This is a genomic window from Streptomyces sp. NBC_00353 (assembly GCF_036108815.1).
GTDB lineage: Bacteria > Actinomycetota > Actinomycetes > Streptomycetales > Streptomycetaceae > Streptomyces.
On the sequence record NZ_CP107985.1, the window covers coordinates 7,244,513 to 7,262,376 of the forward strand.

Genomic DNA, 17,864 nt, shown 5'->3' on the forward strand with positions numbered 1-17,864 from the left:
AAGGGCAGGTCAGGGGCGGATCGAGGTCGATTGTCAGTGGTGGGCCCCACGATGGATACATACGGCCACGGAGCCGTCACACGACGACAGGAGGTTCGTCATGGCCAACTCGTCCGCAGCTGCCGCCTCTCGGCGCCGCGCAGGCGGCCCTGCCCCCTCACCGACCGGCCCCGCCCCGTCTTCGAGCGGCCCGGCGAACGACGTCCACCCGGTGCTGCGCCGCACCACCGCGCCGCCCGCCGCTCTCGATCTGCTGGCCCAGGCCCGCGGCGGTCTCGAAGAGGCCGCCGTGCTCGCCGTGCCGAACGAGCGCTATGTCACCGCTCATCTCGCCGCGCTGCGCACCGCTGCCGCCGTGCTCGCCGCCCGCGGCCGGCCCGAAACGACCAGGCGACGCAGGGAGAGGATCCGCAGCGCCTGGGAAGTCCTTCCGGAGATCGCCCCGGAGCTCACCGAATGGAGCGCCCTGTTCGCTTCGGGGGCCCGCCGGAGGGCCCGGGCGGAAGCGGGCATACCGGGGGCGGCCAGCAGCCGCGACGCCGACGATCTGCTGCGCGACGCGGCCATGTTCCTGCGCCTGGTGGAGCGGCTCCTGGTGCTCCAGCCGACGCTCCCTCAGGCCCGGCAGGAGCGGCCCGACGCGGGATGACGGCTGCGGTGGCTCGAGGCAATAGGGTGGACAGCACCTGCATCAACCTGCACCGTTCACGCTCCGCCGTCAGTGGCGGCACCGTGCCGAGGAGTCAACTGCCGTGTCGGATCAGCTGCGCCCCCGCGCCTCCCTCCGTACCGCCGTGGTCTGGGAGGTCCTGAAGGATGCTCTCGACCGTCAGGTCAAGGCGACCGGCAGGGACGCCCTGGACGTCCTGGACACCGGCGGCGGCACCGGAAACTTCGCGGTCCCGGTCGCCCGCCTGGGCCACCGGGTCACCGTGGTCGACCCCAGCCCCAACGCGCTCTTCGCACTGGAGCGCCGCGCCGCCGAGGCGGGGGTCGCCGACCGCGTCCGAGGCGTCCAGGGCGACATCCTCGGCCTGTTCGAGGTGGTCGAGCGCGGCGGTTACGACGCGGTGCTGTGCCACGGCGTCCTGGAGTACGTCGACGACCCCGCCGAGGGCGTACGCAACGCTGTCGACGCACTCCGCCCGGCGGGTGAGCTCAGCCTGCTCGCCGCCGGACTCGGCGGCGCCGTCCTGGCCCGGGCGCTCGCGGGTCACTTCACCGAGGCCAGGCAGGCGCTCAGCGACCCGGCGGGCCGCTGGGGCGCAGGCGACCCGGTGCCCCGGCGGTACACCGCGGAGCAGCTCACCGAGCTGGTCTCCGCAGCCGACGTCGAGGTCGGCGCGGTCCACGGTGTGCGGGTCTTCGCCGACCTCGTACCGGGTGTTCTGGTGGACACCGAGTCCGGCGCGATGGAGGCACTGCTCAAGCTGGAGACTGCGGTTGCGGAACTGCCGGCGTTCCGCTCGGTCGCGACCCAACTGCACGTTCTGGGCACCAAGCGCGCCTGAGTCGCGGCCGGGGCCTGGCTGCCGGCAGTGCCGGACCGGGCCGAAGTGCGGCGGCAGCGCGGCTGATCAGCAACGCAGCTGCAGATGGAGTACGCCACAGGCCCCCCGATCGGGGCGCAGTCACCGTATGATCGGGGGACACCATCCGGCATGACGGATCGGATGTTGGGGAATCTACGCCTCAGCAGCTGAGCCGTTGTGGCGGCCCGGACTGGCTGATTGGCGAACAGGGCGGGTTTCACGGGGGCGAATCCCTGCCTATCCTGGAAGGGCCGCATACCGGCCGCCCCCCGCGGCCGACGACGAGGAGGACTCCGTGCCGCTCTCGGAGCACGAGCAGCGAATGCTCGAGCAGATGGAGCGAGCGCTGTACGCCGAAGATCCCAAGTTCGCGACAGCGCTCGAGGGAAGCGGGCTGCGTACGTACACCCGGCGACGGGTCTACCAGGCGGTCGCTGGCTTCCTTGTGGGTATCGCGCTCCTCATGGCCGGAATGGTCGCCCAGCAGATCTGGATCAGCGTGGTGGGATTCCTCGTCATGCTGGGCTGCGCGGTCCTTGCGGTCACCGGTTGGCGCAAGGCGCCCAAGCCCGGCGAGCAGCAGGCGCCCGGGGGCAAGGGCGAGCGCCGACACCCCAAGCAACGCCGAACCGTGATGAACCGGATCGAGCAGCGGTGGCAGCGCCGCCGTGACGAGCAGGGTCAGTAAGCGCTTCCGAACGTGTACTGGTGAGGGGCGGCCGCATTCCCGCGGCCGCCCCTCAGCCATGTCTGCGCACCGCCTGCGCGGCCCGGCGGCACCGCCCTTCGATTGCCCCCACGGCCCCAAGGGCAGGCGAATGTCCTCCCACCGGGCAGCGGCCCACGCCGCTCACGGCGTTTGCTCCTCCCCCTGGACGGGCCGAAGCATCGAGCCCGTCCGTCCGGCGACGAGGAGCGAGCGCGGCCCGGTGGCCGCGCCCCCTCCTCAGCCCCGCTGGCGGGACGGCCACGGCGGCAACCTGCGCCACCGCGCCGCCCACCGGCCGATGAGCGCGGACCAGCTTTCGGACGCCGCCCAGATCACCCGAACGGCGGAGCGTGGTGCCACCACCGCGCGGATCCGGGCGAAGCGGTCGGCGGAGGCCCGCAACCCGTTCCGCACCGTCTCCACGTCCTCGGAGAGCCCGGTGGCCGCCCGGGGCTGCGGGGCGTACAGCACCTGCTCCACGGCCCCTGCCACCCGGTGCACGGCAGCGGCCTCGTCGGTGTCCAGCCGCCCCAGCCGTACCATCCGCGCTGCCGCCTTGCGCGGGGTCAGCGAATCGTCGGGGCCGATGCCGTGGTCCCACGCCGTGTCAGTGATCTCCCGCCAGGCCGCCAGCGTTCTGGCGGTGGCATCCGCCGGCGTACGTCCCGCGGACGAGTTCAGCCTGCGCGTACGCACCCGAACCCGCCAGAGCAACGGCAGCAGCAGCAGCGCGAGCACCAGCAGGACCGCCAGAACCGCCCAGACGACGGTGCCCACCGGCGTCCCCGGGTCCTTCGGAGCCGCGGCGCCCGGCGCCGTCGACGAGCCGCACTCGCCCTGCCTGCGAAGCTGCGGCGGGCAGCTGTCCGACGCGGACGGCGCGGCCGACGGCGCGGCCGACGCACTCGCCTGCGGACGGCTCGGGTTGGCCGAGCCGCCCGCGGGGGCGTCCGGCAGGGTGTACTCGGGTGCACTGCCCCGCGTCGGGGTCGGCTCGAAGCGGGTCCAGCCGATGCCCTCGAAGTACAGCTCCGGCCAGGCGTGCGCATCGCGCAGCCCCACCGACACCGAACCGTCCGACTGCGCGGTGCCGGGCGTGAAGCCCACCGCGACCCGGGCCGGAATGCCCAGCGTCCGCGCCATCGCGGCCATCGTGAACGAGAAGTGGACGCAGAAGCCCCGCTTGGCCTTCAGGAACCGGCCGATCGCGGCCGAGCCGGTGCCCGAGGTCACCGAGGTGTCGTAGCTGAAGCGGCCGTCCAGGGCGAAGAAATTCTGCAGCTTCACCGCTCGCTCGTAGTTGTTGGCGGCGCCCTTCGTCACCTGCTCCGCCGTCTCCTTGACCACCTTCGGCAGCGAGCCGGGTACCTGGGTGTACTCCCGCCGCATCGCGGCCGACGCCGGGCCCGCCGCGGCGAGCTGATCCGCGGTCGGCTGCACCACCAGGCTGGAGACCCCGTACTGCGCCCCGCGGGTCGTCTGGCCGCGGTCTCCGACGAGGGTGCGTCCCGCGCGCTCGTACCGCCAGTGCCCGCCGATCTTGATCTCGGTCGCCGGGTAGGGGAGCGGCAGGTAGGTCTGCTGGTACGAACGGGACGCGGAGATGTTCGACCTGATCTCCGTCACGGCGACGTCCGCGGCCAGGCCATCCGGGTTGGGGAGCCGCTTCGGCACGTCCTGCAGGCTGCGCCGCGAGGGCCGCCACTCGCCCCCGGTGAACTGGTCCAGGGCCAGGATCCGCAGGTAGAAGTCCTGCGGGCTGCCGGAATTGGTGCGGTACGACATCACCTCCCGGTTCTCCGGCTGGTTCAGATCGTTCTGCAGCGAGACCAGCGGGTTCACCGCGGAGATCGTGCCACCGCCTCCGCCCTTGCCGGACCCGGTCCCCGTACCGGTCAGCCAACCGCCGTTGAGCGCGGACGTCGGTACGGCCAGGGCGATCCCCAGCGCCAGCGCACCGATCCGCCGCCCGGTGCGGACCGGGGCGAGCGGCCGGCCGCCCGACATGTCGAGACCGGCCGCCAGACCGTTCGGTGACCGGCCCGTACCGCCGAAGACCCGCCCCCACTGGGAGATCCGGTCCCGGCCCTCGGCCAGCAGCAGGAGCAGATAGCCGGCGGCCGCCAGCAGGAACCACAGCCGGCCCGCACCACCGGACAGTCCTGCGGCGACCGAGTAGAGCGCGAGGAGCGGCAGCCCTGCCGGAGCCGCGCTGCGGAACGTCACCGCGAGAGTGTCCACGGCAAGACCGATCAGCAGCACACCGCCGACCAGCATCAGCCGGATGCCGTCCGTCGCGGGCGCCGGGATGGCGTACCGCCCGACGTCGTCCGCACCCGCGGTGAGCAGGTCAGCGAGCCGCTGGACGGCCTCGGGACCGGGCAGGAAACCGATCAGGGCCTGCCCCCGGGCGAACACCACGGTCAGCAGCACCAGAGTGACCAGGAACTGCACCGTGACGATCAGCAGCCGCGGCAACGGCACCCGGCGGGCGAGTGCGCCCACCCCGCTCTGGATCGCCAGCAGGAACGCGGCCTGCACGATCCAGGCGGCCGGGTCGACCAGGGGCAGCATCGAACCCGCTGCCAACAGCGTCGCCGCAAAGGCGCACAGCGCCAGCCGACCACGACCGCTCATGACCGTCCCCTCATGACCATCCCCCGGTGAAACCTGTCGTACCGCCCGTGACGCCGCCCGACAGGGCGGACTGCGTCACGGCGCTCTGCTGCCCCGCCAGCTGCCACAGCTCGGCGAGATCGGCCCCGGGCTTCACCAGGACCGCTGTCCAGCCCGCTTCGCGCAGCAGCCGCAGCCGCTCCTCCGCCCCCGCGACAGCGGCGTCGTGCGACTCTCCCTGCACCCAGGTATCGCTGTCCAGCACGAACGCGACGGCGCCGCCGCTGCGCTGCCGCATCCGGGCCGCCACCGCCGCCTGTTCCTCGTCCAGATCGCCGAAGAAGGCGACCAGCAGCCCTTGGTTGCCGCCGCGCAGCACGTCGTACGCGCGCGATAGGCCGCCCCCGTCGGAGTGGTCGACGACCGCGAGCGTGTCCATCATCAGTCCCGCCGAGTCGGCGGACTCGTGGGTCGAGCCGGCGAAGCCGCCCTCGCCCTCGCCCGGCACCGAACTGCCGTCATCCGTCAGCAGCCGCACCGCGAAGCCCCGCTCCAGCATGTGCACCAGCGCGGACGCGGCCCCCGACACCGCCCATTCGAAGGCCGAGTCGGGCCCGGTCCCCTGGTAGGCGATCCGCCGGGTGTCCAGCAGCACCGTGCATCTGGCCCGCTGCGGCTGCTCCTCGCGGCGCACCATCAGCTCGCCGTAGCGCGCGGTGGAGCGCCAGTGGACCCGGCGCAGATCGTCGCCGTGCCGGTAGCCGCGCGGAATCACGTCGTCCTCACCGGCCAGTGCCAGCGCGCGCTGCCGCCCCTCGCCGTACCCGGAGGCCTCGCCCGCCAGCCGGACCGGCGGCAGCGGCTCGGTCCGCGGGATGACGACCAGGGTGTCGTACGCGCTGAACGAGCGGGTCAGCTCGCACATCCCGAACGGATCGCTCAGCCGCAGCTGCAGCGGTCCGAGCGGATACCGCCCGCGCAGATCCGACCGGACCCGGTACGACACCTCGCGTCGGCCGCCCGCCTCCACCCGGTCCAGCACGAACCGCGGCCGCGGCCCGAGCACATAGGGCACCCGGTCCTGCAGCATGAGCAGCCCCGTGGGCAGCCGCGACACGTTCTCCATCCGCAGGTGCACCCGCGCCTCGGTGCCCGCGGGCACCCGGGACGGGGAGAGCCGCCGGGTGCCCGCGACCCGGTAGCGGGTGCGGAACAGCACCGTCACGCAGACCAGAGGCAGCGCGGCGAGCAGCAGCCCGACCCGCAGCAGGTCGCCCTGGCCCAGCACATACGCGCAGACCGCAGCCGCGATCCCGGCCGCGAGGAAGGACCGCCCGCGTGTGGTGAGCCCGCCCAGCGCGGCCCGCAGACCGCCCTTGTCGTCGCCGTCGTTCATCGCGGCCGGCCCCCCTGCTGCCATCACACCCGCCGCATGCCGGGCGGCTGCTGCCGGCCGTACATCACGGGGCCCGGCTGGTGCTGCGGCGGCGCCGGGACGGCCGCACCGCCACCCGCGGTCGGCACCGGCGTCTGCTGCAGGATCTCCAGCACGACCTGCTCCGCGGTACGACGGTTCAACTGGGCCTGCGCGGTGGGCAGCAGCCGGTGCGCGAGCACCGCGACCGCCAGCGCCTGCACATCGTCGGGCAGGCAGTAGTCCCGCCCGCTCAGCGCCGCCGAGGCCTTTGCCGCGCGGAGCAGATGCAACGTGGCGCGCGGCGAGGCGCCGAGTCTGAGATCCGGGTGGACACGGGTGGCCCCGACCAGCTCCACCGCGTACCGCCGCACGGATTCGGCCACATGGACCGTCCGTACCGCCTCGATCAGCTTCACGATGTCGTGGGCGTGCGCCACCGGCTGCAGATCGTCGAGCGGCGAGACCCCGCCGTGCACATCGAGCATCTGCAGCTCGGCCTCCGCGCTGGGATAGCCGATCGACACCCGGGCCATGAACCGGTCGCGCTGGGCCTCGGGCAGCGGATACGTGCCCTCCATCTCCACCGGGTTCTGGGTGGCCACCACCATGAACGGGTCCGGCAGTTCGTAACTGTGCCCGTCGATGGTGACCTGGCGCTCCTCCATCGACTCCAGCAGCGCGGACTGGGTCTTGGGCGAGGCGCGGTTGATCTCGTCGCCGATCACGATCTGGGCGAAGATCGCGCCCGGTTTGAATTCGAATTCGCGCCGCTGCTGGTCGAAGATGGACACACCGGTGATGTCGGAAGGCAGCAGGTCCGGTGTGAACTGAATGCGCCGCACCGAGCAGTCGATCGACCGCGCGAGCGCCTTGGCCAGCATGGTCTTGCCCACCCCGGGGACATCCTCGATGAGGAGATGCCCCTCTGCGAGCAGCACGGTCAGCGAAAGCCGAACGACCTCAGGCTTGCCCTCGATCACAGCCTCCACCGACCTGCGCACCCGCTCCGCTGTGGTCGTCAGATCTGTGAGGCTCGCTCGATCGTCATAGGTCGTCACCCGGCCCTCCTCGGCCCTGCCCCACGCTCTCAAGGAGCAGGGGATACCCCATTCACGGGCCGATGCGCTGTAGTTGGCCCGGCCACCCCGAAAAACGAACACCCTCCGGAACGGTCCGGTGGGATGTCACACCCGCATTCTTGTTGCCGTTACCGCTTCGTGTCACTCGCCTGTGGATAAGTGGGTGCGAAATGTCAGGGTCGGGGGTACTTTCGGTGCCCGGAAAAACTCGAGAGCGTCAGCTGACGGGGTGGATCTCGCGCAGCAAGCCGCTGGTCACGTCGAAGACGAAGCCGCGGATGTCATCGGTGTGCAGGAGGAACGGCGAGGTGCGGACGCGCTGCATCGACTGCCGGACGTCCTGATCCGCGTCCTTGTACGCCTCCACCGCCCAGACCGGCCGCTGGCCGACCTCCGCCTCCAGCTCCTGGCGGAACTCCTCGGTGATCGACTCGAGGCCGCAGTTGGTGTGGTGGATGAGTATGACGCTGCGGGTGCCGAGCGCCCGCTGGCTGATGGTCAGCGAGCGGATGACGTCGTCGGTGACCACGCCGCCCGCGTTGCGGATGGTGTGGCAGTCGCCGAGCGCCAGGCCGAGCGCGTCGTGGAGGTCGAGCCGGGCGTCCATGCAGGCGACCACGGCGACCTGCAGCACCGGCCGCGCGTCCATGCCGGGATCGTCGAACTCGGCCGCGTAACGGATGTTCGCCTCGACCAGGCGGTCGGTGACCGTACCGCCGGAGCGGGCCCGGCCGGCAGCGGGTGCGGGGTGCTGAGCAGGGGACTGCGCGGAAGTCGACATGGATATGACGTTAGCTCTCGCGGATCACCCTGGCGTGCTGTGAGAAGGGACAAAGAAGGTCAACGAGGCTTGTTGTGAGGTAACCCACAGGCCTTGGGGCAGGTCACTCGACCGAGTGAAGAGAGGGCGGGCCGACGCGCTACCGGGTTGATTGATCGGGAATCGATCGAATGGCAGGGTGGACTAAAGTGACGGGAAGTTACCGACACCTTGCACATTCCGAAGATTTCCCCTGTGTGCGCGGCGTACGTACGGCCCGGCCCTCTCCCGCTCGCCGGTCGGCCGACGCCACTTCCCCGGCGCCGGCGGACCTCCCCTTCCGAGCGGGCGGGGACCAGGCCGTACGTGCAGCCACACGGGACCTGAGCCTGAGAGGGCGCATGAGCCAGACCCGACACGTCCCGGTGATGCTCCAGCGATGCCTGGACCTGTTGGCCCCGGCTCTGGAGGTGCCGAGTCCGCAAGAGCCCGTGGTCGTCGACTGCACCCTCGGTCTCGGCGGCCACAGCGAGGCCCTCCTCGCCGCCTTCCCGTCCGCCCGGCTGATCGCGCTGGACCGGGACAAGGAGGCGCTGCGGCTCTCCGGCGAGCGGCTCGCCCCGTACGGTGACCGGGCCACGCTGGTGCACGCCGTCTACGACGAGCTGCCCGAGGTGCTCGCCCGGCTCGGCGTCCCCAAGGTCCAGGGCATCCTGTTCGACCTCGGGGTCTCCTCCATGCAGCTGGACGAGGCCGACCGCGGGTTCGCGTACGCCCAGGACGCCCCGCTCGACATGCGGATGGACCAGACGACCGGCATCAGTGCGGCCGAGGTCCTCAACACCTACCCGCCGGGCGAGCTCGTCCGGATCCTGCGTGCGTACGGAGAGGAGAAGCAGGCCAAGCGGATCGTCTCCGCGATCGTGCGCGAGCGGGAGAAGGAACCGTTCAGCAACAGCGCCCGGCTGGTCGAGCTGATCCGTGACTCACTGCCGCAGGCCGCCAAGCGCACCGGCGGCAACCCCGCCAAACGGACCTTCCAGGCGCTGCGCATCGAGGTCAACGGCGAGCTCTCCGTCCTGGAGCGGGCGATCCCGGCCGCCGTGGAGGCCCTCGCCGTGGGCGGCCGGATCGCCGTCCTGTCGTACCACTCGCTGGAGGACCGGCTGGTCAAGCAGGTGTTCGCGGCAGGCGCGGCCAATACGGCGCCGCCCGGACTGCCCGTCGTCCCCGAGCGCTATCAGCCGAGGCTGAAGCTCCTGACCCGCGGTGCGGAGCTGCCCACGGAGGAGGAGGTCGCCGAGAACCGGCGCGCCGCCCCCGCCCGGCTGCGCGGCGCCCAGCGGATCCGCGAGGAGGAGCGATGAGCGCAGCCGGTACGGCACCGGGAGAGGCCGAGGTGACGCGGTGAGCGGACCGGCCGGACAGCTCAAGGGGCGGGCCGCGCGGCTGGCCCGGCTGATGCCCTCCGGGTCCAGCAGTGCGGCCCGTACGCCCTTCGTCCTGCTGGTCGTGCTGCTCCTCGGCGGCGGCCTGATCACCCTGCTGCTGCTGAACTCCGCACTCAACGAGGGATCGTTCAGGCTGAGCGAACTGAAGAAGCGGACCACCGATCTCACCGACGAGGAGCAGGCCCTCCAGCGCGACGTCGACGGCCGCTCCGAGCCGGACGCACTGGAGCGGCGCGCCCGCGAGCTCGGCATGGTGCCCGGTGGCAGTCCCGCCTTCCTCAACCCGGACGGTACGGTCCGCGGCGTCCCCTCCGAGGCCGTCGCCCAGCGGACCCGGGCGCCCGCGGCCGCGCCGCCTGCCGGCGCCTCGCCGTCGAAATCCGTACGGCCCCCGGCCGCGCCGTCCGCTTCCGCCACGTCCCCGGCGCCGCCCGCCACCAAGCCCAGCACCTCGGCAGCCCCGCCCGCCACCAAGCCCAGCACCTCGGCAGCCCCGCCCGCGCAATCGCCTACCCCGGCACACCAGTCCTCGACCAGCCCCGGCAGGTGACGCAGTGCCCTCGAAGGAACCGCCGCGCCGCCGGGTCCCCGGCCCCGCACGCCCCCGCAGCGCCGCAGCCGGCTCCGGCCGCCCCCGGCCTGCCGCCCGTCGCCCGTCGCCGGTCCCACGCGGCCGCGCCCCGCGGGGGCCGTCGGCGCGCCCGCTGCGCCTCGGCAGCCCGCGCCCCCGGCTCCGCCTGGTCAGCCTGGGGCTGACGCTCGTCATGCTGGCGTTCGTCGTCCGGCTCCTCCAGGTCCAGGCCGTCGACGCCAGCGCGTACGCGGCCAAGGCCGAGGAGAACCGCTACCTCGAGTACACGATCTCCGCCGAGCGCGGTGAGATCACCGACCGCAGCGGCATCGCTCTGGCCATCAGCGTCGACGCGTACGACATCACCGCCGACCCCAAGATGTTCACGCCCGAGGACAGCAAGGCTCCGGACGCCCCGCAGCAGGCCGCGGCCCTCCTCGCCCCCATCCTCGGCGTCGACGCCGAGGAGCTGACGAAGAAGCTGTCGAAGCCGAAGAGCCGGTACGCCGTCCTGGCCCGCCGGCAGACCCCACAGGTCTGGAAGCAGATCAAGGACCTCAAGTCCGTCTTCGCCGAGAAGGCCCAGAAGGACAGGGTGAACGGCGGCCCCGGAGCCAATGTGCTGGCCGGCATCTTCCAGGAGGCGACCACCAAACGGGTCTACCCCAACGGTGGGCTGGCCGCCGGGATACTGGGCTACGTCAACGCCGAGGGCAAGGGCGCGGGCGGCCTCGAATCGCAGCTGGACAAGGAGCTCGCGGGCGAGGACGGCAAGATCAAGTACGCCCAGTCCGGCGGCCGCCGGGTGCCCACCGCGGGCACCAAGGAGGTCCCGGCCGTCGCCGGTTCCGACATCGAGCTGACCATCGACCGGGACATCCAGTGGGCCGCCCAGAAAGCCATCTCGGACCAGGTGAAGAAGTCCAAGGCGGACCGCGGCTATGTGATCGTGCAGAACACCAGGACCGGCGAGGTCCTCGCCATGGCCAACGCCCCGGGCTTCGACCCCAACGACCTCTCGCAGGCCGACGCGGCGTCGCTGGGGAACGCGGCCGTGCAGGACGTGTACGAACCCGGCTCCACCAGCAAGGTCATGTCCATGGCCGCCGTCCTGGAGGAGGGCGTGGCCACCCCCGGTACCCATGTCACCGTCCCCAACCGGCTCCACCGCGGCGACCGGCTCTTCAAGGACGACATCGACCACGTCACCTGGTACCTGACGCTCAACGGCGTACTCGCCAAGTCCAGCAACATCGGGACCATCCTGGCCACCGGACAGCTCGGCAAGACGCAGGCAGAGGCCAACAAGGTCCTCTACTCGTACCTGCGCAAATTCGGCATCGGCAGCCCGACCGGACTGGACTACCCGGGCGAGACGCCCGGCATCCTCGCCAAGCCGCAGGACTGGTCGACCTCGCAGCAGTACACGATCCCGTTCGGCCAGGGACTCTCGCTCAACGCCATGCAGGCTGCCTCGGTCTACTCGACGATCGCCAACGGCGGTGTCCGGATCCAGCCCACCCTGGTCCGCGGCACCAAGGGCGCCGACGGCCGTTTCACCCCCGCGACCACCCCCGGACAGACCCGGGTGATCAGCGAGAAGACCGCGAAATCGCTCGCGGGCATGCTGGAGTCGGTGGTCGGTGACGAGGAGGGCACCGGTACCAAGGCCCGTATCCCCGGCTACCGGGTCGCGGGCAAGACCGGCACGGCCAACCGGGTCGATCCGGTCCGCGGTGGATACCACGGTTACACCGCGTCCTTCGCGGGCTTCGCGCCCGCCGACAACCCGCAGATCACCGTCTACTGCGCGATCCAGAATCCGACGAAGGGCAGCTACTTCGGCGGCCAGATCTGCGGTCCCATCTACAAACAGGTCATGGAGTTCGCGCTGAAGACGCTCCAGACCGCACCGTCCGGCAGCGGGTCCGCCCGCTTGCCGGTGTCCTTCCAGCCCGGCGAGTGAACTCGGGGTAACCAGCCAGTGACAACCATCACCCCCGATCCCGGGAACCGGAACGGGAACCACCCGGGAGCGGCCCCCTCACTTCGCGGGAGGCCGGGTGCGCCCGGTACGCTCACCGCCGTGCCCCACGCTGAACAGTCCCAAACCATCCAGAAGGACGCCCCTGTGAACTACCCGGGAGCGCCCCGCCCGGATCGGCTACGGCCGACCACCCTCGGCGAGCTGGCAGCCCGGCTGGGAGTCGAATCGCCCGGACCCGGCGAGGTCACCGGGATCACCCATGACTCGCGGGCGGTACGGCCCGGCGACGTGTACGCGGCGCTGCCCGGCGCCCGCCTCCACGGCGCCGACTTCGTCGCCCAGGCGGCCGGCCTCGGCGCGGCGGCGGTCCTCACCGACCCGGCGGGCGCCGAGCGCGCCGCCGCCACCGGACTGCCGGTGCTGGTCACCGAGAACCCGCGCGGCCGGATGGGCGAACTCGCTGCGGAGATCTACGGGCGGCCGGGCGCCGACCTCCTGCAGATCGGCATCACCGGAACGTCCGGGAAGACCACCACCGCGTATCTCATCGAGGGCGGCTTCCGGGGCGCCGGACGCAGCACCGGTCTGATCGGCACCGTCGAGACGCGGATCGGCGACGAGCGCATCAAGTCCGAGCGCACCACCCCCGAAGCGACCGACCTCCAGGCACTGTTCGCCGTCATGCGCGAGCGCGGCGTCGACGCGGTCACCATGGAGGTCTCCAGCCACGCGCTGGTGCTCGGCCGGGTCGACGGCTGCGTCTTCGACGTCGCCGTCTTCAACAACCTCAGCCCGGAGCACATGGAGTTCCACTCCGGCATGGAGGACTACTTCGCGGCCAAGGCCCAGCTGTTCACCCCGGAGCGCAGCCGGCGGGGCGTCGTCAACTTCGACGACGAGTACGGCCGCAGGCTGATCACCGGGGCGTCCGTTCCGGTCGTCAGCTTCTCCGCGGAGGGCCATCTGGACGCCGACTGGCGCGCCGAGGACGTCGAAGTCGGCCCGCTGGGCTCCACCTTCACCGTTGTCGGCCCCAAGGGTGAGCGGATCAGCGCCAGGGCCCCGCTGCCCGGCCCGTTCAACGTCGCCAACACCCTCGCCGCGATCGTCACCCTGGCCGTCGCGGGCGTCGACCCGCAGACCGCGGCCGACGGGGTCGCCGCCGTCCCCGGAGTCCCCGGCCGGCTGGAACGCGTCGACGCGGGACAGCCGTACCTCGCGCTCGTCGACTACGCGCACAAGACCGACGCCGTCGAGTCCGTCCTGCGCTCCCTGCGCAAGGTCACCGAGGGCAAACTGCACATCGTGCTCGGCTGCGGCGGCGACCGCGACACGACGAAACGCGGACCGATGGGGGCGGCAGCTGCCCGGCTCGCCGACACCGCCGTGCTGACCTCCGACAATCCCCGCTCCGAGGACCCTCTGGCCATCCTCACCGCGATGCTCTCGGGCGCCGCCGAGGTGCCCGTCCACGAACGCGGCGAGGTCCTGGTCGACGCCGACCGGGCCGCCGCCATCGCCACCGCGGTCGCCCGCGCCCAACCCGGTGACACCGTGCTGATCGCCGGCAAGGGCCACGAACAGGGCCAGGACATCCACGGAGTGGTACGCCCCTTCGACGACCGTACGGTGCTGCGCGCCGCCATCGCCCGGTCCCTGGGGCAAGAGAGCGCCGACGACGCCCCCGAGGACGCCCCGGACCTCGCCCACACCCACGAGAACAACAGTCAGGGATGACCAAGTGATCGCCCTTACCCTCGCCGAGATCGCCGATATCGTCGGCGGGCAGTCGTACGACATACCGGATCCGGCAGCGACCGTCAGCGGGCCTGTCGTCATCGACTCCCGAGCGGTGGAGCAAGGCAGCCTGTTCGTCGCCTTCGCCGGCGAGCGGGTCGACGGCCACGACTATGCGCAGCGCGCCGTCGAGGCGGGCGCGGCAGCGGTGCTGGCCGCTCGCCCCGTCGGCGTCCCGGCGATCGTCGTCGACGACGTCCTGGCCGCGCTCGGCGCTCTCGCCCGGGCCGTCGTCGAACGGCTCGGCACCGCCGTCGTCGCCCTCACCGGCTCCGCGGGCAAGACCTCCACCAAGGACCTGATCGCCCAGCTCCTGGAGCGCAAGGGCCCCACCGTCTTCCCCGCGGGCAACCTCAACAACGAGATCGGACTGCCGCTCACCGCCCTGCGCGCCACCGAGAGCACCGAGCACCTCGTCCTCGAGATGGGTGCGCGCTACATCGGCGACATCCGCTACCTCACCGGTCTGGTCCCGCCGCGGATCGGCCTCGTCCTCAACGTCGGCACCGCACACATCGGCGAGTTCGGCGGCCGCGAGCAGATCGCCGTCGCCAAGGGCGAGATGGTCGAGTCGCTCCCCGAGGACGGGGTCGCCGTCCTCAACGCCGACGACCCGCTCGTGCGCGCCATGTCCTCCCGTACGAAGGCCCGGGTGCTGCTCTTCGGCGAAGCCGCGGATGCGGACGTACGGGGAGAGAAGGTCCGTCTCACCGACGACGGCCGCCCCGCTTTCACGCTCCACACACCCACCGGGTGCAGCGATGTGACCATGCGCCTGTACGGTGAGCACCACGTGTCGAACGCGCTCGCCGCGGCCGCCGTCGCCCATGAGTTGGGCCTGTCCGCAGACGAGATCGCCGAAGCGCTCTCCGAGGCGGGCACCCTCTCCCGCTGGCGCATGGAGGTCACCGAGCGTCCGGACGGCGTGACGTTCGTCAATGACGCCTACAACGCGAACCCCGAATCCATGCGAGCAGCGCTGCGCGCGCTGGTCGCCATGGGGAAGGGCCGGCGTACGTGGGCGGTGCTCGGCCCCATGGCCGAGCTCGGCGACGCCTCGCTCGCCGAGCACGACGCGGTCGGACGGCTCGCCGTCCGGCTCAACGTCAGCAAGCTCGTCGCGGTCGGGGGCAGAGAAGCCTCCTGGCTGCAACTGGGCGCATACAACGAGGGTTCGTGGGGTGAGGAGTCGGTGCACGTGTCCGACGCACAGGCTGCCGTCGACCTGTTGCGCAGTGAACTGCGCGCGGGAGACGTCGTGCTGGTGAAGGCGTCCCGGTCGGCCGGCCTGGAAAAGGTCGCCCAGGCACTGCTGGAGAACTCGACCGAGGGCGAGGTCACCGGCCGATGAGGCAGATCCTCTTCGCGGGGGCCATCGGGCTCTTCCTGACCCTGGTCGGTACCCCGCTGCTGATCAAGCTCCTGGCCCGCAAGGGATATGGGCAGTTCATCCGTGATGACGGCCCGCGCAGCCACGGCAGCAAGAAGGGCACGCCCACCATGGGCGGCATCGCCTTCATCCTGGCCACGCTGATGGCGTACGTCCTGGCGAAGGTGATCACCGGCGAGCAGATGCGCTTCTCCGGTGTGCTGGTCCTGTTCCTGATGACCGGCATGGGTCTTGTCGGGTTCCTCGACGACTACATCAAGATCGTCAAGCAGCGTTCGCTCGGTCTGCGGGCCAAGGCGAAGATGGCCGGCCAGCTGATCGTCGGCATCGCCTTCGCGGTGCTGTCGCTCCAGTTCGCCGACGGCCGCGGCAACACCCCGGCCTCCACCAAGCTGTCGTTCGTCACGGACTTCGGCTGGTCGATCGGCCCGGTGCTGTTCGTGGTCTGGGCGCTGTTCATGATCCTCGCCATGTCCAACGGCGTGAACCTGACGGACGGTCTGGACGGTCTGGCCACCGGTGCCTCCGTGATGGTCTTCGGCGCGTACACCTTCATCGGGCTGTGGCAGTTCCAGGAGTCCTGCGCCAACGCGGTCACCCTGACCAACCCCAACGCCTGCTTCGAGGTCCGCGACCCGCTCGACCTCGCGGTCGTCGCCTCCGCGTTGATGGGTGCCTGCTTCGGCTTCCTGTGGTGGAACACCTCGCCCGCCAAGATCTTCATGGGTGACACCGGTTCGCTGGCACTCGGCGGCGCGCTCGCGGGTCTCGCGATCTGCTCCCGCACCGAGTTCCTGATGGCCATCCTCGGCGGCCTCTTCGTGATGATCACCATGTCCGTGGTCATCCAGGTCGGCTCCTTCAAGATGACCGGCAAGCGGGTCTTCCGGATGGCACCGCTCCAGCACCACTTCGAACTCAAGGGCTGGTCCGAAGTCCTTGTCGTGGTCCGTTTCTGGATCATCCAGGGCATGTGCGTGATCGTCGGACTCGGTCTCTTCTACGCAGGGTGGGCAGCCGCCAAGTGAGCAACCAGGACTGGCAGGGCAAGCACGTCACCGTCGCCGGGCTCGGTGTCAGCGGTATCCCCGCGGCCCGTGTCCTGCACGGCCTCGGCGCCGTCGTCACCGTGGTCAACGACGGGGACGACGAGCGTTCCCGCGCACAGGCCGCCGAGCTGGAGGCGCAGGGAATCACCGTGCGCCTCGGCGACGGGGCGACCCTGCCCGAGTCCACCGAGCTCATCGTCACCACCCCCGGCTGGAAGCCCGACAAGCCGCTCTTCGCAGCAGCCGCCGAGGCGGGCGTCCCGGTCTGGGGCGACGTCGAGCTCGCCTGGCGGCTGCGCGGCCACGACGGCAGGGAGCCGGCCCCCTGGCTCGCGGTCACCGGCACCAACGGCAAGACCACGACCGTCCGGATGCTCGCCTCGATCCTGGAGGCGGCCGGGCTGCGCACAGCGGCCGTCGGCAACATCGGGGTCTCCCTGCTGGACGCGGTGCTCGGCGACGAGACGTACGACGTACTCGCCGTCGAGCTCTCCAGCTACCAGCTGCACTGGGCGCCCTCGCTGCGCGCCCACTCCGCCGTCGTCCTCAACCTGGCGCCCGACCATCTCGACTGGCACGGCTCCATGGAGGCGTACGTCGCGGACAAGGGCCGGATCTACGAGGGAAACCGGATCGCCTGCGTCTACAACGCGGCCGACAAGGCCACCGAGGACCTGGTCCGGCAGGCGGACGTCGAGGAGGGCTGCCGCGCCATCGGCTTCACCCTCGGCACCCCTGGCCCGTCCCAGCTGGGCTTCGTCGACGGCATCCTCGTCGACCGGGCCTTCGTGACCAACCGGCAGAAGCAGGCCCAGGAGCTCGCCGAGGTCGGTGACGTCAACCCGCCCGCCCCGCACAACATCGCCAACGCCCTGGCGGCCGCGGCGCTGGCCCGCGCGTTCGGCGTCGAGCCCAGGGCGGTACGGGACGGGCTGCGGGCCTTCCGTCCCGACGCGCACCGCATCGAGCATGTCGCGGACGTCGCCGAAGTCGCTTACATCGACGACTCCAAGGCCACCAACACCCATGCTGCGGAGGCCTCCCTCGCGGCGTACGACCCGATCGTCTGGATCGCCGGCGGCCTCGCCAAGGGCGCCACCTTCGACGAGCTGGTGAGCGGGGCCGCGAAGCGGCTGCGCGGCGTCGTACTGATGGGCCGCGACCGGGCACTCATCCACGAAGCCCTCACGCGACACGCCCCCGAGGTCCCGGTCGTCGACCTCGACCGGACCGACACTGGGGCGATGTCCGAGGCGGTCCGCGAGGCGGCACGGCTCGCCCGGCCGGGAGACACCGTACTGATGGCCCCGGCCTGCGCCTCCATGGACATGTTCGCCAATTACAACAAGCGGGGCGAGGCATTCGCGGACGCGGTCCGCGCACTCGCCGACGAGAGCGCCTGACGGGCCCGGCCGCCGCGCCGTACTGTCCCGGAGAACCGGGTAGGGGCGGCTCCGCCGCGTGCCCCGGCCCTCGGCAGCAGCCCCGGGCACGAGCAGTGGAGGG

Annotated in this window: 14 protein-coding genes; 10 read left to right on the top strand and 4 right to left on the bottom strand. The window is 71.5% G+C overall.

Going from position 1 to position 17,864, the window contains the following annotated elements; genetic code table 11:
* The first annotated feature begins 100 nt into the window (after positions 1–100).
* The 3 genes from OHA88_RS32645 to OHA88_RS32655 all read left to right on the top strand — a co-directional run bounded on the left by OHA88_RS32645 (position 101) and on the right by OHA88_RS32655 (position 2,220).
* Complete coding sequence (locus OHA88_RS32645) at positions 101–649, top strand: SAV_6107 family HEPN domain-containing protein (protein WP_328628135.1); 549 nt, start codon at positions 101–103, stop codon at positions 647–649.
* A gap of 103 nt (positions 650–752) precedes the next feature.
* Positions 753–1,511 carry a methyltransferase gene (locus OHA88_RS32650; RefSeq protein WP_328628136.1) on the top strand — a complete coding sequence of 253 codons (759 nt, stop codon included), beginning with the start codon at positions 753–755 and terminating at the stop codon, positions 1,509–1,511.
* A 316-nt stretch (positions 1,512–1,827) separates the two neighbouring features.
* On the top strand, positions 1,828–2,220 hold the full coding sequence (locus OHA88_RS32655; RefSeq protein WP_328628137.1) for a DUF3040 domain-containing protein: 393 nt from the start codon (positions 1,828–1,830) through the stop codon (positions 2,218–2,220).
* A gap of 258 nt (positions 2,221–2,478) precedes the next feature.
* Here OHA88_RS32655 and OHA88_RS32660 read toward each other — a convergent pair whose 3' ends face one another.
* The 4 genes from OHA88_RS32660 to OHA88_RS32675 form a co-directional block, all read right to left on the bottom strand.
* Positions 2,479–4,878 (bottom strand): transglutaminase TgpA family protein, encoded by a 2,400-nt coding sequence (locus OHA88_RS32660; RefSeq protein WP_328628138.1) that lies wholly within the window; start codon positions 4,876–4,878, stop codon positions 2,479–2,481.
* A gap of 10 nt (positions 4,879–4,888) precedes the next feature.
* Complete coding sequence (locus tag OHA88_RS32665) at positions 4,889–6,277, bottom strand: DUF58 domain-containing protein (protein ID WP_328628139.1); 1,389 nt, start codon at positions 6,275–6,277, stop codon at positions 4,889–4,891.
* A complete protein-coding gene (locus tag OHA88_RS32670; RefSeq protein WP_267005614.1) occupies positions 6,277–7,332 on the bottom strand; it encodes an AAA family ATPase in 1,056 nt (351 codons plus the stop codon). The genes OHA88_RS32665 and OHA88_RS32670 overlap by 1 nt, the downstream gene beginning before the upstream one ends.
* A 238-nt stretch (positions 7,333–7,570) precedes the next feature.
* Entirely contained in the window at positions 7,571–8,134 is a 564-nt protein-coding gene (locus tag OHA88_RS32675; RefSeq protein WP_328628140.1) for a beta-class carbonic anhydrase, read from the bottom strand.
* Positions 8,135–8,514: 380 nt separating this feature from the next.
* Between OHA88_RS32675 and rsmH the strand changes: the two genes are divergently transcribed.
* From rsmH to murD, 7 genes are read left to right on the top strand one after another with little or no spacing between them, the layout of a single operon-like run.
* A complete protein-coding gene (gene rsmH, locus OHA88_RS32680) occupies positions 8,515–9,480 on the top strand; it encodes a 16S rRNA (cytosine(1402)-N(4))-methyltransferase RsmH (RefSeq protein WP_267005616.1) in 966 nt (321 codons plus the stop codon).
* A 40-nt stretch (positions 9,481–9,520) separates the two neighbouring features.
* The gene (locus tag OHA88_RS32685; RefSeq protein ID WP_328628141.1) at positions 9,521–10,114 is read left to right on the top strand and encodes an FtsB family cell division protein; all 594 of its coding nucleotides are present in this window, start codon (positions 9,521–9,523) and stop codon (positions 10,112–10,114) included.
* Positions 10,115–10,118: 4 nt separating this feature from the next.
* Complete coding sequence (locus tag OHA88_RS32690) at positions 10,119–12,101, top strand: peptidoglycan D,D-transpeptidase FtsI family protein (RefSeq protein ID WP_328628142.1); 1,983 nt, start codon at positions 10,119–10,121, stop codon at positions 12,099–12,101.
* A gap of 18 nt (positions 12,102–12,119) precedes the next feature.
* On the top strand, positions 12,120–13,859 hold the full coding sequence (locus OHA88_RS32695; RefSeq protein ID WP_425895557.1) for a UDP-N-acetylmuramoyl-L-alanyl-D-glutamate--2,6-diaminopimelate ligase: 1,740 nt from the start codon (positions 12,120–12,122) through the stop codon (positions 13,857–13,859).
* A gap of 4 nt (positions 13,860–13,863) precedes the next feature.
* Positions 13,864–15,270: a UDP-N-acetylmuramoyl-tripeptide--D-alanyl-D-alanine ligase gene (locus OHA88_RS32700; protein WP_328628143.1), complete on the top strand. Its 1,407-nt coding sequence runs from the start codon at positions 13,864–13,866 to the stop codon at positions 15,268–15,270.
* Entirely contained in the window at positions 15,267–16,337 is a 1,071-nt protein-coding gene (mraY, locus tag OHA88_RS32705; protein WP_030972903.1) for a phospho-N-acetylmuramoyl-pentapeptide-transferase, read from the top strand. The genes OHA88_RS32700 and mraY overlap by 4 nt, the downstream gene beginning before the upstream one ends.
* Positions 16,334–17,761 carry a UDP-N-acetylmuramoyl-L-alanine--D-glutamate ligase gene (murD, locus tag OHA88_RS32710; RefSeq protein ID WP_328628144.1) on the top strand — a complete coding sequence of 476 codons (1,428 nt, stop codon included), beginning with the start codon at positions 16,334–16,336 and terminating at the stop codon, positions 17,759–17,761. The genes mraY and murD overlap by 4 nt, the downstream gene beginning before the upstream one ends.
* Positions 17,762–17,864: the final 103 nt, after the last annotated feature.

Excerpts from the sequence above, each read along its gene's own strand:
- OHA88_RS32645 (WP_328628135.1), top strand. The coding sequence starts at position 101 with ATGGCCAACTCGTCCGCAGCTGCCGCCTCTCGGCGCCGCGCAGGCGGC.
- OHA88_RS32660 (WP_328628138.1), bottom strand. The coding sequence starts at position 4,878 with ATGAGCGGTCGTGGTCGGCTGGCGCTGTGCGCCTTTGCGGCGACGCTG.
- OHA88_RS32665 (WP_328628139.1), bottom strand. The coding sequence starts at position 6,277 with ATGGCAGCAGGGGGGCCGGCCGCGATGAACGACGGCGACGACAAGGGC.
- OHA88_RS32675 (WP_328628140.1), bottom strand. The coding sequence starts at position 8,134 with ATGTCGACTTCCGCGCAGTCCCCTGCTCAGCACCCCGCACCCGCTGCC.
- rsmH (WP_267005616.1), top strand. The coding sequence starts at position 8,515 with ATGAGCCAGACCCGACACGTCCCGGTGATGCTCCAGCGATGCCTGGAC.
- mraY (WP_030972903.1), top strand. The coding sequence starts at position 15,267 with ATGAGGCAGATCCTCTTCGCGGGGGCCATCGGGCTCTTCCTGACCCTG.